This window comes from Kribbella koreensis, assembly GCF_039525325.1.
Classification (GTDB): Bacteria; Actinomycetota; Actinomycetes; order Propionibacteriales; family Kribbellaceae; genus Kribbella; species Kribbella koreensis.
Genome location: NZ_BAAAHK010000012.1, coordinates 154,218 through 167,168 on the forward strand (window position 1 = coordinate 154,218; position 12,951 = coordinate 167,168).

At 68.2% G+C, this 12,951-nt stretch carries 10 protein-coding genes; 5 read left to right on the forward strand and 5 right to left on the reverse strand.

Going from position 1 to position 12,951, the window contains the following annotated elements; translation table 11 throughout:
- Nucleotides 1–51: 51 nt before the first annotated feature.
- Complete coding sequence (locus ABD116_RS23960) at nt 52–3,003, reverse strand: glycoside hydrolase family 3 protein (protein WP_343974324.1); 2,952 nt, start codon at nt 3,001–3,003, stop codon at nt 52–54.
- Between the two features lie 95 nt (nt 3,004–3,098).
- Complete coding sequence (locus tag ABD116_RS23965) at nt 3,099–4,994, reverse strand: glycoside hydrolase family 127 protein (protein ID WP_343974327.1); 1,896 nt, start codon at nt 4,992–4,994, stop codon at nt 3,099–3,101.
- Between the two features lie 129 nt (nt 4,995–5,123).
- On the opposite strand from ABD116_RS23965, the gene ABD116_RS23970 reads away from it, so the two are divergent.
- The 4 genes from ABD116_RS23970 to ABD116_RS23985 all read left to right on the forward strand — a co-directional run bounded on the left by ABD116_RS23970 (nt 5,124) and on the right by ABD116_RS23985 (nt 9,123).
- On the forward strand, nt 5,124–6,188 hold the full coding sequence (locus ABD116_RS23970; protein WP_343974330.1) for an expansin EXLX1 family cellulose-binding protein: 1,065 nt from the start codon (nt 5,124–5,126) through the stop codon (nt 6,186–6,188).
- Between the two features lie 130 nt (nt 6,189–6,318).
- The gene (locus ABD116_RS23975; protein ID WP_343974332.1) at nt 6,319–6,849 is read left to right on the forward strand and encodes a SigE family RNA polymerase sigma factor; all 531 of its coding nucleotides are present in this window, start codon (nt 6,319–6,321) and stop codon (nt 6,847–6,849) included.
- Nucleotides 6,846–7,628 (forward strand): hypothetical protein, encoded by a 783-nt coding sequence (locus tag ABD116_RS23980; RefSeq protein WP_343974335.1) that lies wholly within the window; start codon nt 6,846–6,848, stop codon nt 7,626–7,628. The genes ABD116_RS23975 and ABD116_RS23980 overlap by 4 nt, the downstream gene beginning before the upstream one ends.
- Nucleotides 7,629–8,217: 589 nt before the next feature.
- A complete protein-coding gene (locus ABD116_RS23985; RefSeq protein WP_343974337.1) occupies nt 8,218–9,123 on the forward strand; it encodes a hypothetical protein in 906 nt (301 codons plus the stop codon).
- A 70-nt stretch (nt 9,124–9,193) separates the two neighbouring features.
- Here the strand turns inward: ABD116_RS23985 and ABD116_RS23990 are convergent, their stop codons facing one another.
- The gene (locus tag ABD116_RS23990; protein WP_343974340.1) at nt 9,194–9,751 is read right to left on the reverse strand and encodes a TetR/AcrR family transcriptional regulator; all 558 of its coding nucleotides are present in this window, start codon (nt 9,749–9,751) and stop codon (nt 9,194–9,196) included.
- 93 nt (nt 9,752–9,844) lie between these two features.
- On the opposite strand from ABD116_RS23990, the gene ABD116_RS23995 reads away from it, so the two are divergent.
- Nucleotides 9,845–11,095 carry an MFS transporter gene (locus tag ABD116_RS23995; RefSeq protein WP_343974343.1) on the forward strand — a complete coding sequence of 417 codons (1,251 nt, stop codon included), beginning with the start codon at nt 9,845–9,847 and terminating at the stop codon, nt 11,093–11,095.
- Nucleotides 11,096–11,128: 33 nt separating this feature from the next.
- On the opposite strand, the gene ABD116_RS24000 is transcribed toward ABD116_RS23995, so the two are convergent.
- Nucleotides 11,129–11,704 carry a dihydrofolate reductase family protein gene (locus ABD116_RS24000; protein ID WP_343974346.1) on the reverse strand — a complete coding sequence of 192 codons (576 nt, stop codon included), beginning with the start codon at nt 11,702–11,704 and terminating at the stop codon, nt 11,129–11,131.
- Nucleotides 11,705–11,846: 142 nt separating this feature from the next.
- Nucleotides 11,847–12,950 (reverse strand): sigma-70 family RNA polymerase sigma factor, encoded by a 1,104-nt coding sequence (locus ABD116_RS24005; RefSeq protein ID WP_343974349.1) that lies wholly within the window; start codon nt 12,948–12,950, stop codon nt 11,847–11,849.
- Nucleotide 12,951 lies beyond the last annotated feature (1 nt).

Here is a 12,951-nt window from a genome sequence, read left to right on the forward strand (position 1 = left end):
TGACGCCGAGGCTCCCTCCCGGCGTCATCGGCGAAGCGCCCGCGCAATGACCTAGCTGATGGTCAGGTCGCGGATGTTCGTGCCGGCTCCGGTGAAGACCAGGTAGACGTCGCGGACGCCGTGGGCCAGTCGTGGGTCGAGCCGGCTCGTGGTCGCGGCCCAGGTGTAGCGGTCGCCGGTGACAGGGCTGGTGAGTGTGCCTGCGAGCGGTCCGGCCGGGCTGTCGAGGTGGATCTCCACGTTGGCGGTTCCTGCCGGAGCTCGCGAGACGGTGGCTTCCAACCGGGTCGCGCCACGGCCCAGCTGGACATCCTGGAAGGAGATCCAGTCGCCCGTCGCCGTCTTGCCGACTGCGTCGCCGCGCACCTTGGCGGCATCGATGAGCTCGATCCCCGAGTAGTCGTCGAAATCCGTGGCCGCTGTCCGCCTGCTGAGGTCCCGGGCCGGGATCACCTCACCACGGACCGCTACCGACGTACGGGCCCTGATGTCGGCCGACGAACTGCCCACTTGCACGTCCTGGACGGCCGACTCGACCACCCACTTGTTCCGGGTCACGTCCCAGAACGCCAGGTCTTTCGCTTTCACCGCGAAGGAGACGGTACGACGTTGCCCGGGGGCGAAGGCCAGTCGCTGGAACCCGCGAAGCGTCCTGACCGGCTGGGCCACCCGCGAGGTGCGTTGAGCGGTGTACAGCTGGACGACCTCGTCGCTCGCGGTCCGGCTGGTGTTGGTCACGTCGACGCTGACGTCGAGCAGCCCGTTCGGCGCGAGGACGGGGGAGCCGACCCGCAGTCCTGAGTAGCGGAAGGTGCCATAGGTCAGGCCGTGGCCGAAGGGGTAGAGCGGACGCGCGCGGTGGTACTGATAGGTCCAGCCGGCCTTGATCACGTCGAAGTCCAGCGGATCCGGCAGTTCCTTGTCCGTGCGGTACCACGTCTGCGGGAGCCGCCCCGACGGCGAGTAGTCGCCGAACAGTACGTCCGCAAGCGCCCGGCCGGTCTCCTGGCCTGCATGCGACGTCCACAGGACCGCCTTCGCCTGCGACCAGTTCCCCGTCAACGGGTAGCTGCTCTCCAGCACCACGATGGTGTTGGGATTGGCAGCGGTGACGGCCTTCACGATCGCCTGCTGGCCGGCGGCCAGAGCGGTACCCTGCCGGTCGTTGTCCTCGCGACCGTTGATGAACGGATCACTGCCGACCACGACGACCGCCGTGTCCGCCTTCTCCGCGGCCGCTACGGCTGCCGCCGTACCGCTGATGAGAACCTCTCGCGAGAACTGGGCTGCCGTGTCCGCGGTGGCCGCGCCGATGGCCAGCTTCCCGTCGCCGGTCAGCACGATGTACTGGTTCGGTCCGTTCCACGGCTCCTTGACCTCGTTGCCGCGGTACCGCAGCACGTAGTTGCCGTTAGCAAGTTGTTCCAGGCCGAACTGCTGCTGGACGAACCAGCCGTTGGGTTTGTCCTGGTCGTTCACCAGCCCGTTGCCACTGCGCGAGACGAACTTGCCGTTGGCGGCCGAGCGCAAGGCGAGCTTGCCGCCGCCCCAGTCGAAGACGTCCAGCGACTGAGCCGCGCCCGCCGTCGCCGCGTCGGCGGCCAGCGCGCCACCCGTGGCGCCGGCCGGGGCGGTCACATACTTGCCGGTGGCAATGGAACGGAGCGCGATCCGGTCCACGCCCTCGGTCGCCGTGACCGTGCCGCCCGCGCCGAGACGCTCGGCGATACCGGCCCGGGGGGTGATCCGGTACGGCATCGTGCCCGAGTACCAGTCCTCGTACAGGGTGTCGGCCAACGGACCGATCACCGCGACGTCGTTGGTCCGGGTGGCATCGAGCGGCAGTGCGTGGTGCTTGTTCTCCAAGAGGACGAGTTGCTCGCGTGCCGCTTCACGGGCCAGTTCCCGATGGGCCGGGCTGTCGATGCTGTCCGGCCCGATCTGCTCGTACGGGTTCAGCCCGGCCGGGTCGAACTCGCCCAGCCGGAAGCGGATCGACAGCAGGTGCCTGACCGGCTTGTCGATGTCCGCTTCGGTGAGCAGACCCTTCGCCAGCGCTTCCTTCACCGCGGCGACGGTCGGGCCGCTGTTGCTGTCGTTCTCGGTGAAGCTGTCCAGGCCCGCCTTGATCGCTGCGGCAGCACCCTCGGCGGCCGTGGGGTAGTACTGCTGGATGCCACTGACGTTGCCCGCGCCCGAGGCGTCCCCGACGATCATCAGATCATCGGCCGACCAGGAGCGCACCGTCTCGCCGAGTTCGGGCGACACGTGCGTCGGCCTGCCGTTCAGCAGGTTGTACGACGCCATCACGCCGGTAGCCGCCTTCGCGGCAAGGGCCGGCTGGAAGGCCTTGTACTCGTACTCACGCAGTACCCGGGGCCGGACGCTCGCTGACACGACGGCACGATCGGTCTCGACGTTGTAGGAGGCGAAGTGCTTCAGGGTCGGAGCTGTCTTGAGGTAGCGCGGGTCGTCGCCCTGCAGACCGTGCCCGTACGCCGTCGCGATCTCACTCGTCAGCAACGGGTCTTCGGCGTAGCCCTCCTCGTTGCGGCCCCACCTGGGGTCACGCAACAGGTTCACCACCGGCGCCCACAGGTTCAGCCCGTTCTTCGCCGGGTCGATCCGGTTGAACGCCCGCGCCTCGTCTCCGACGGCTGAACCGACCCGCTTGATCAAGGCCGGGTCCCAGGTACTGCCGAGTCCAACGGCCTGGGGGAAGACGGTCGCCTCACCCAGCCAGGCAACGCCGTGCAGCGCCTCCGTGCCGGTCTTGAAGGAGGCGATGCCCAGTCGCGGGATCGCGGGCTGGTACTGGTGCAGCAGCGAGACCTTCTCGTCCAGCGTCAGACGGCTGGTCAGGTCGTTCAGCCGGACCTGCAACGGCAGGCCGGGATTGCGGAACTCCGGCACGGGCTCGGCCCGCGCGGGCTGCCCCACCAAGACCGCGGGGACGAGCAGCAGGGCCAGGAGAGCGCCCCCGAATCGATGCCGATAGGTCATGGCGGTTCCCTTTCGGAGAAGTGTCGAAGCGCTTCGACTATCGGGGCAGGAGTCTGGGCCGTCAAGAGCCAGGAGGTCATTGCCGCCGTGCTCGGTCAGGCCAGGGGGAGCCAGACGCGCATGGCGCCGGGCTCGCGGTTTGCCCAGGTGTAGTAGGGAATCGCGGTGACGATGACCGGAGTACTGGCGGTCGAGGCCGGCGGGTATGGCTGGTAGAGAGTCGTGTCGAGGGGCGTGGCGACCGCGGGCAACCGGAGGTGGACGGGAGCGGCGCCGTGCTGCGGTACCTCTTCGAGAATGGCGCCTGACTGGTCCAGCGCCAGTTGCTCGACCGTGATGCCGTCGGGAAGGTCTGCCTGCTCGACGCAGTACACGATCGGTCCGCGCTCGATGGCCACACACCCGCGGACGGCATCGACACGCCGGTCCGCGCGGATGAGGCGCGGCTTCATCGGCAAGGTGATCCGCACGGTCGCGCCGTCCTCGCACGACGCTCGCAGGTAGTCGCCCGGTGTCGGCTCCGCCAGGATCTCCGCGCCCGTCGCGGCAGCGGTCGCGCCCGTGGCCCAGGCGGGGATGCGGACTGCGAGCTCCCCTCGGCCGCGGATGGTCACCAGTACCTCGCCGCTCCACGGATAACCGGTTTCGACCACCGCGGTCAGGGTGTCCGCCGTGAACGACCCTGCCGTGAGGAGATGCAACTGGAGCCCGGAGGCGTCCGAGGTGGCGGCGTAGCCGTGCAGGGAGGCGAGCAGGCGGGCGAGATTGGGCGGACAGCAGGCGCACTCGTACCACGGCAGCCGCTCGCTGGGCGCATCCTCGTGGGAGCCGTCGTGTCCGGTGCGCAACTGCAACGGATTGGAGTAGAAGAAGGAGTTGCCGTCGGCTGTCATCGCAGCCGCGACGGCATTGAGCAGCGCACGCTCCATCTCCTCGGCGTACCGTGCCCGTCCCGTTGCCAGAAGCATTCGCCAGGACCACTGCAGGGCTGCGATCGAGGCGCAGGTCTCGGCGTAGGCGCGGTCAGGAGGTAGCTCGAACGGATCGCCGTACGCCTCGTCCCGATGTCTCGAGCCATGTCCTCCGGTGATGTACATCTTCGTACCGAAGGCGCTGTCCCAGAGCTGCGTCATCGCGTGCAGCAGTGTCTCGTCACCGTTCTCCAACTGCAGATCGGTGACGCCGGCGGCCAGATAGAGCTGCCGCACCGAGTGCCCGGTGGCCTCGGTGGCGGCCCGCACCGGCAGGTGATCCTGGTAGTACTGGGATCCGAAGTGCCCGGGCGGCAGTGCGCCGTGCCCACGTCGTTCGATCTGCAGCTCGGCCGCCCGGAGATAGGACTCCTCGCCGGTCTCGCGGTAGAGCTCGACCAGCGCTGTCTCCACCTCCGGGTGCCCATCGATCCGCGGGCCGGCGTCGGCAGTAAAGGTGCGGGCGATCAGGTCGGCGAATCTCCGGGCGATCGCGAGGAAGCGCGGATCGCCACCACCACGGTGGATCGCTACGGCAGCCTGGATGAGATGACCGGCGCAGTAGAGCTCGTGGCTGTGCTCGAGCTGACTGAACGGCTCCTGGTCCGGCATCCCCTGCACACGAGTGTTGAGGTAGCCGTCCGAGGTCTGCACCTGCTCCAGCAGCTCGGCCATCTCGGACAGCAATCCGGCCCACCGGCCGGTACCGGTCCGCGCCATCTCCCAGCCTATCGCCTCGAGCGTCTTGTAGAGATCCGAGTCGGCGAACCACATCCCTCTGAAGCTGCCCTCAGGAGCGCCTGGTACGCCGACCAGCCGACGGAAGTTCTCGATGACACCCGTGCGCTCGATGTTCTCCACGCAGTGCGGAATGGTGGCCGCGGCGTTGACCTCCTGCCAGCCACCCAGCAACGACGCAGGGTCGAGCCGCACCCCGCTCAATGCCAACGGAGTCAACCGTGCGGCCTTCCGCGGCACGACCGGCCCCTGGGTACCGATCGGTGATTCCTGAACGCTCATCTGTGGCTCCAGACTCTCGACCCACTGCATGTTAGCGCTCACATCAACTCTTCGACAGGCGGCAACCTTTTCGCCTCCGGCGGCAACTGGGAGGTGGACGGCGATTCGATCAACCGAACGGATGGATAGATGAGGACAACGAAGCACGGTGGGGCGCAACTGCCGAAAAAGCGCCGGCGGGCCGTCGGCATTCCGCTGGCCCTGCTGGCTGTCGGCCTAGTGGTCTGCCTGGCCGCTGCGTTCCTCACCAGGGGAAGAGCTACCCCGAGCAGTACCGCTGACGCGTCCGTTGCGGCTGCCGAGGCCGGCGTGCCACCCGATTCCGGCTCTGCGGACGCGACGGCCGACGCCACCACCGCACCGACGCGGCCGCCCGCCGCGAGCCTGCCGCCGTCGCGCCATACTCCGTCGTCCTCGACCGCGCGCAAGCCTCCTCCGTCGTCCTCGACCGTGCGCAAGCCTCCGGCTTCCACTCGCAGCCCCCGCCCGACCTCCAGCACTTCGCCAGCAGCTACTCGTAGCCCGGGCGTCTCATCCAGCACCCCGCGTACAGCGTCCTCGGGAACCTCGGGATCCTTGGCGGGACGGATCAAGCCCGCCGTCCGGTACCACGGCGTGGCGACCGCCTACGAGGCAGGCGACGGTAACGGTGCCTGCCTGTTCGGCCCGTCCGGCGACATGATGATCGCGGCGATGAACCACACCGACTACGAGTCGGCCAAGGCATGCGGGGCGTACGTACTGGTCCGCGCCGCCAACGGGGCCTCCATCACGGTACGGATCGTCAACGAGTGCCCGTTGCCCTGCGCCCCAGGGCAAATCGACCTCAGCCAGCAGGCCTTCGCCAGGCTCGCCAAACTCTCCGTCGGCCGGCTCCCGATCACCTGGACGCTGCTGAGCCCCGCCGCGTCCGGCAAGATCTCCATCCGGTACAAGACCGGGTCCAGTCAGTACTGGTGCGGCATCCAGGCGATCGGTCACCGCAACCCGGTGGCCGCGCTCGAGGTCCGGACCACCAAAGGCTGGCGGAAGCTGCACCGCACCGACTACAACTACTTCCTCTCCACTGACGGCAGCGGATGCGGCAAAGCGATCAGGCTCACCGACATCTACGGCGAGCGGCTGACCATCGACGGGATCGCACTCGAGCCGGACGTCGCGCAGCCGACCCGGGTCCAGTTCAGCCGGCATTGACCGTGCCGCCTGTCCATCGTCAGGACGCCGCCCTCCACGGGCGATCGCCGTCCGGCAGCCGATCAGGGGCGCTGTTACGCTCGAGCCGATTGTTAACGCGCACATCGCAGGGAGAGGGCGACCGCGGGAGATGCTCCTCGACGACGCGTCCGAGGAGTTCAACGACTTCTTCGAACGCCACCACGCCGAACTGGCTCGTCTCGCCCACCTCCTGACCGGTGAGAAGGACGTGGCCGACGACCTCGCCGCCGATGCGCTGGTCGCCCTGTGGCAGCGCTGGGACCGGTTGCGGGCGGCGCAACACCCGGTCGCCTACGCCTGCGGCGTGGTGGCCAATCTGGCTCGGGAATGGATCCGGAGTACGGTCCGCGAGCGACGGCGAGTCGGGCTGTTCTGGTCACGCGGTACGGAACCGGTGGACGGGCCCGACGTTGCGGTCGTGCTGGACGTCCGGGCTGCGCTCAGCCGGCTGCCGTTTCGCAAGCGGGCGTGTGTGGTCCTGCGTCATGCCTTCGACCTGTCGGAGAAGGACACCGCCGCCGCGCTGGGCATCTCGGTCGGTACGGTGAAAAGCCAGACCTCGAAGGGGATGGCCGAGCTGGAATCGCTGCTCGGCGCAGAAGCAGTCGGCGAACTCGCGGCAGGAAGGAGGAACCGGTGAACGAGGAGATCAGCCGACGGCTGCGAGAGGCCGCCGAGGCCCACGAGCCCAACCGTGCAAGGATCCTGGCGCGTGTCGAGCGCGGCGCGGCCGACCCCACCGTCCGGCACCGCACACCTTCGATCGCGAGGTCCTGGCAGCAGGCGGCGATCGTCGGTCTGGTCGCCGCCGCCACCCTGGCGACCGGTGGTCTGGCCGTAGCCGCCATCGGCGGAACTCCTTCGCTGCCGGCTGTCGCCCCGACTCCCACGGTCCCGCACCCGATCGCTACCGCCACTCCGACGCCATCCCCCCGCACCACCCGCACCACCAGCACCGCCACCGCCACCCGCCCTGCCCCGACCACCACCCCGCGCAGCCCACACCCGACCCCGCCGACCACCAGCCGCTTCCAGAACGGACCGCTGTGGTCCCAAGGCTCGATAGACGCGCACAGCACCATCTACTGGGCCCAGAACAACCTCACCCTCAAGGCCACTCAGCCGCTCACCTCGCTCACCGTGGAACTGCGCATCGCCCAGACCGGCGACGTGCGGACGACCGGCTACTGGCAAACCCTGCCGAGCGAGGACTTCACCGTCACCGTTCAGGAGACCGGCGGTGCACTGCTCTACCGCTGGCTCCTCATGCCGGGCCGCATCGTGCCGGCCGGACAGCATGTGTTCGCAGCCCAGTACAACCACGCCACCGGCACCCGCAACCCCAAGCGCGACACCTACTACGCCCAAGCCCGAACCTCAGCCGGCCCCAGCACAGTCCGGGGAGGCTTCACACAATGATGTGAGGGGACACCCAGCCGCAGAAGTCGCCTAGAACACCAGGCCGAGAACTGGCTGCCTACAACCTCGCCCAAGAGGTCTGCCCCTACCGGAAACTGCCCGCACAGAACTCCCGAACCCCGACCCGCGCCGCCTCGGCCCCCTGCTGACCGTGCAGTCCGAGTTCGACCCGGCCACGATCTGCGAGCTGACCACCGGCAATCTGCGCCGGTACCCAGCACGCGGTCGCTGTCAACGACGCGGGTACTCACGGCCAGTACGGCAGCACTGCCGGTCGACAACTAGGTCTACCCCCGGCCCGGTCGACCGCCTCGGGCGGCCTCATCCTTCGAGAACCGACCACATGCCCGATCACGTCCGCAAGGCCGCTGAACAGCTGATCCGGTAGCCCCGCACCGGGGGAATCTCGGACTGCACACGGCACCACGAATCGCAGGTGGCGACCCGCCCGAGCGAGCACGCGGTAATGGTCGGTGTTCAGGACGGTTGGCCCGGGGTCGTGGGACCTGTGTCCCTGGATGGGTGGGACGGGGCCGATCAGGCTGGGGGCCTCTGCTTCATTCGGTCAGCGATTCGCTGGGGGTGCGACATGAAGTCTCGGCTGTTGACAGTGGTGCTGGGCGTCGGGCTGGTGAGTTGGCTGCTGCCTGGGCCGGCTTCGGCATCACAAGGTCAGGTGACGGAGGCCTGTGGGGTGGTGGCCGGTTCGGTGACATCGGGCGGTGACCATCGTCAGCAGTACTTCTCGGCGACTGTTCCCCCGACGCGGATCCTGGACCATGTTCTTCAGTACCAGGCGTTTCCGGCCGGCCAGACCAGACTGAGCGGTTCGATGGTGGCCGATCCCAACGCCGCCGGGCCGGACGTGAGCGGTCACCTTGTGATCGGGTCGGTGATGTACTCGACGGCGTACGCGGCCAACTGGTGGGAGCCGGAAACGGGACCGGTGCGGCTGACCCGGGTCGGTGGCGGCTGGGGTGATTTCACCGCTTTCGACGAGGCGCTCTATGTCCCCACGACCGGTCGTGGCCGGACTAGTGCCTACGGGTTGCGTTCCGACGGTGTGCTGTTCCGGTGGACCATCGCGCCGTCCGGCGTCTGGCAGGGCAAGACGTCGTACCCCGGGTTCGCGGCCGTCAAGGCGTTCGCGATCATCAGCGAGACCGCGACGTACGACACCTTGCTGGCGACTACTCGTGGTGGGGCGCTGTACACGATCCACATCCCGACCTCCACGCCGATGCACCCGGTGGTCAAGCTGGTCCGGCGTACCACCTGGCAGGTCTTCGAGTCCTTGATGGTCGCCGCCTGCGGCCAGTACGGCGTACTACTGCTCGGCGTCGACAAGAACACCCACTCGGGCTACCTGTACGCCGTCGGCCACGCCACCGGCCTCTCCACCGTCATCCAGCCACGCGGCAAGCTGCCAGTGTCCTTCGACGACCCCACCTACCACGGTTGGGCCGCCCCAGGCTCCCCACTCTTCGGCGAGTAACCCCTTCGCAGCATTGACGGCCACGCGGTGAGTGAGGGGACGCGGGGACGCCGGGTCGTGCCGGACGGGTTCAACGGGTCATTGCGAGTACGTCGCGGACCAGGCGCCTGGGGTGGTCGTCGTCGAGTGGCAGGGCGAAGATGACGTTGTAGTACAGCGGCGCGACGATGTGGTCGAGGATTTGCTGGACGGTCGGCGTCTGCTCGCCTCGTTCGCTGGCGCGCCGCGTCATCTGCGCTGCCTGCTCGTGGCGGGCGTCGGTGACCGCGCAGTTCGTGACGAGGTCGACGCGGGCCGCCACCATCGCGCGCAGGTAGCGGGCTCGCTCGGGCCGGGTGATGTCGCCGGCGATGATGTTGGCCCAGTCCGTCAGGTCCTGCTCGAGGGAGCCGGTGTCGGGTACGGACTCGCCGTCCCGCGTCAGGGCTGCGATGGCGACGTCCTCGAGTAGTGCGTTGACATCGGGCCAGCGCCGGTAGAGCGTCGTCGGGTTGACCCCGGCGCGCTCGGCGATGACCGGAAAGCTGATCTTGTCGGCGCCCTGACCGACGAGCTCGCCGACGGCGGTATAGATCGCGGTCAGCACCCGGTTGCTCCGCCCTCCAGGGCGACTCGGTCGGTCGAGCATGCCGCCATTCTAAGCAAAGAAGTTTGCTTTTACGAAGATCCGGGCGCTAGTGTCCTTAGAGCAAAGATCATTGCTTTTGGATGGAGGGTTCCCGTGTTCAGCCGCTCAGTCTCGTTCGTCGTTGCCGGGGCGGCCGGCGCCGCGACGCTGACCGCCGCGTCGGCGCCGTCGCCGCTCTATCCCGTCTACCAGCGTCTGTGGGGGTTCTCCGCGTTCGTGCTGACGGTCGTCTTCGCCGTCTACGTTTTCGCGTTGCTCGGCGCCTTGCTGACCGTCGGCTCGCTCTCCGACCGGGTCGGTCGTCGTCCGGTCGCGTCCGGAGCGCTGGTGCTGCTCGCGCTGGGCATGGTCCTGTTTGCGATCGCCGGAGGTACCGGCGGCCTCGTGGTCGCGCGCATCGTGCAGGGTCTTGCCGTCGGCGCTGCCACCGGTACGACGACGGCCATGATCATGGACTCGGCGCCGAACCCACGGTTCGGTTCGGTGGTCAGCAGCGCGGTACCGTCCCTGGGCATCGTGATCGGAGCCGTCCTCGCCGGTGCGCTCGTGGAGTTCGCGCCGCTGCCTCGCCAACTCGTCTTCTGGATCCTCGCCGTGGTCTACCTGGTACTCGCAGCGCTCGTCTGGCTGATCCCTGAGAGCGCCCGTCCGAAGCCGGCCGCGCGGGAGTCGCTCTGGCGGTCGCTGCGGCCGAGCGCCGGGCTCCCGCCGGCCGTGCGGCCGGTCTTCTTCGCCCTGGTTCCTTCGATGGCCGCGACGTGGGCGCTCGCCGGGTTGTACCTGTCGCTCGGGTCGTCCGTGCTCGGCAACGTCCTCGAGGTGCACAGTCATTTCGTCGTCGGCATCGTGCTCGGAGTGTTCTTCGCCGCCGGGGCGGCCGGCACCGTGGTCTCGTCAGTCTCGCCGACGCGTTGGCGCGAGTGGCTCGGGTACGGAACACTCGCGCTCGGCGTTCTGATCACGATCGTGGCGATGCTGCTGACCACGTTGCCGCTCTACGTGGCCGGTTCGGCAATCGCCGGACTGGGCTTCGGCGCGGCATTCCGCTTCGCCGTCCACGCACTCGGCGAGGCCGCGCCGGACAGCCGGCGCGGGGAGGTGTTCGCGACCATGTACATCGTCAGCTACCTCGCCTTCAGCATGCCCGCACTGGCTGCCGGACTCGCCGCCGAACGCTTCGGCCTCGAACCGACAGCCGTCGCGTACGGCGCCCTGGAAGTCGCCCTGATCCTGATCGCGGCGGCCGCCGGAATCATCCGCGCCCACCGACAGGTCAGCGAGAACGAGCTATTGGCGGAGCACACTGTCGTCGGCGAAGCGGAGTTGCCGTGTCGGACCAGTTGATGGCTGTGATGATCACACCGTTGGGCATCCTGTTCACTCCTTGCCTGCCGGCAGATAGACCAGTTCGACCACGCCGGATTCGAGCTTCCGTGCATCGCTGAGCTGGAGCGTGGCCCGGACACCACCATCGGTGAACAGCCGCGTTCCTCCGCCGAGAACGAGCGGGTGAACCGCGACCCGGTATTCGTCGATCAGGTTGTGCTTCATGAGCGTCTGTACCAGCGTGGAGCTGCCGTACACCTCGATGTCCCCACCGGTTTGCTGCTTGAGCCGGGCGATCTCCCCGGCCACGTCGCCTTGGATCACCGTCGCGTTCCAGGGCAGCGACCCGGTCAGCGTTCTCGATGCGACGAGCTTGGGAATCTCGTTCGTCCGGTCGAGGTACGGGCCGCCGCCTTTGATGTTGCCCCAGGACCGGTACATCAGCTCGTAGGTGGTCCGCCCCATCAGGAAGTAGTCGCTGGCCAGCAAGCGGCCAAGCGCCTCCTGCTGCGCCTGGTCGGTGAAGTACTGGTTTGCCCAGCCGCCCTGGTCGGTCTCACCGAACCCGCCTGGGTCCTGGATGACGCCGTCGAGCGAGGCCAGGGTCGAAACGGTCAGTTTTCGCATGACGAACCTCCGTGTGTGGGGTTGCCGACCCTTCGGCAACCGTCGCACTACAGACCGACCGCGCGGCCGGAAGGAATCGGTCTGGCCCAGGAAATTCCGCGTCCGCCGATTGTTCAGCCCCGCATGGCGGCCCAATGGCGGGTCATGCGTCCGGCGGGACCGCCGGGAACCCGAATGCGGTGACCAGATCTGCGTCGCCGAACGCGGTGATGCGTGAGATCCCCTCCGCGTCCGCTGTGAGCACCACGATCCCGTAAGGGAGATAGCCGCCGTCCGCACCGCGGTGGTAGGCGGCGACCGCGGGCTGCCCGTTGGCGCTGGCCGGCAGCATCCGCCAATGCCCGGGCGAACCCAACACGTGCTGTCCCATGTAGGGCATGCAGTATCTGATCCCGGAGTACCAGCGCCGCAACGGCGGAGCCTCGAGCGTCGCGTCGGCGCGCAACAGCCGTTCGAGTGCTGCGGGGTCGGCCTTCTCAAAGGCGGCGACGTAGCGGTCCAGTAGCTCGCGCTGCTGCGGCTCGGTCAGTTCGCCTACCTGGTCCGCGACCGGCGCCACATCGTCCAGCCGTGCCCGGGCCCGCTGCAGAGCGCTCTTCACGGCTGCCACCGAAATGTCGAGCAGCTCGGCAACCTCAACGGCACTCCAGGCGAGCACCTCGCGAAGGATGAGCACTACGCGCTGGCGGGGCGGCAGGTACTGCAGGCTGGCGACGAGCGCGAGCCGCACCGTGTCCCTGGCGGTGACGATCGCGGCCGGATCGTTCGAGTCCGGCAATCGGTCATCTGGAAACGGCTGCAGCCACGTCACACTCGTATCCACCGAGTTCGGCGGCGCGGAGGAGTCCTGACTCGGAGCGCCCAAGCCGGACGGCAGCACCCGCCGGCCGTGGTGCTTCAAGGCGCTCAAGCAGGTGTTCGTCGCGATCCGGTACAACCAGGTCCTCAGCGACGCCCGTTCTTCGAACGAGTCGAAGGCTCGCCAGGCGCGCACGTAAGTCTCTTGCACCGCATCCTCGGCATCGGCCAACGATCCGAGCATTCGATAGCAATAGGCCAGCAGTTCCGGCCGGTACTGATCGGCGCGCAGCACGAACTCGTCGCTTTCCGCCGCGGTCCCGGTCACACCGCACACGTTAGCCCGGTGCCCCTCCCCGGCGAAGCTGGTTGCAGCCAGCCCCTCGGTCTGCTCGAAGGCGATGGCCAGGGTGGGCGTGCGGGCGACCGCCATCGAGGTGAATCCCATC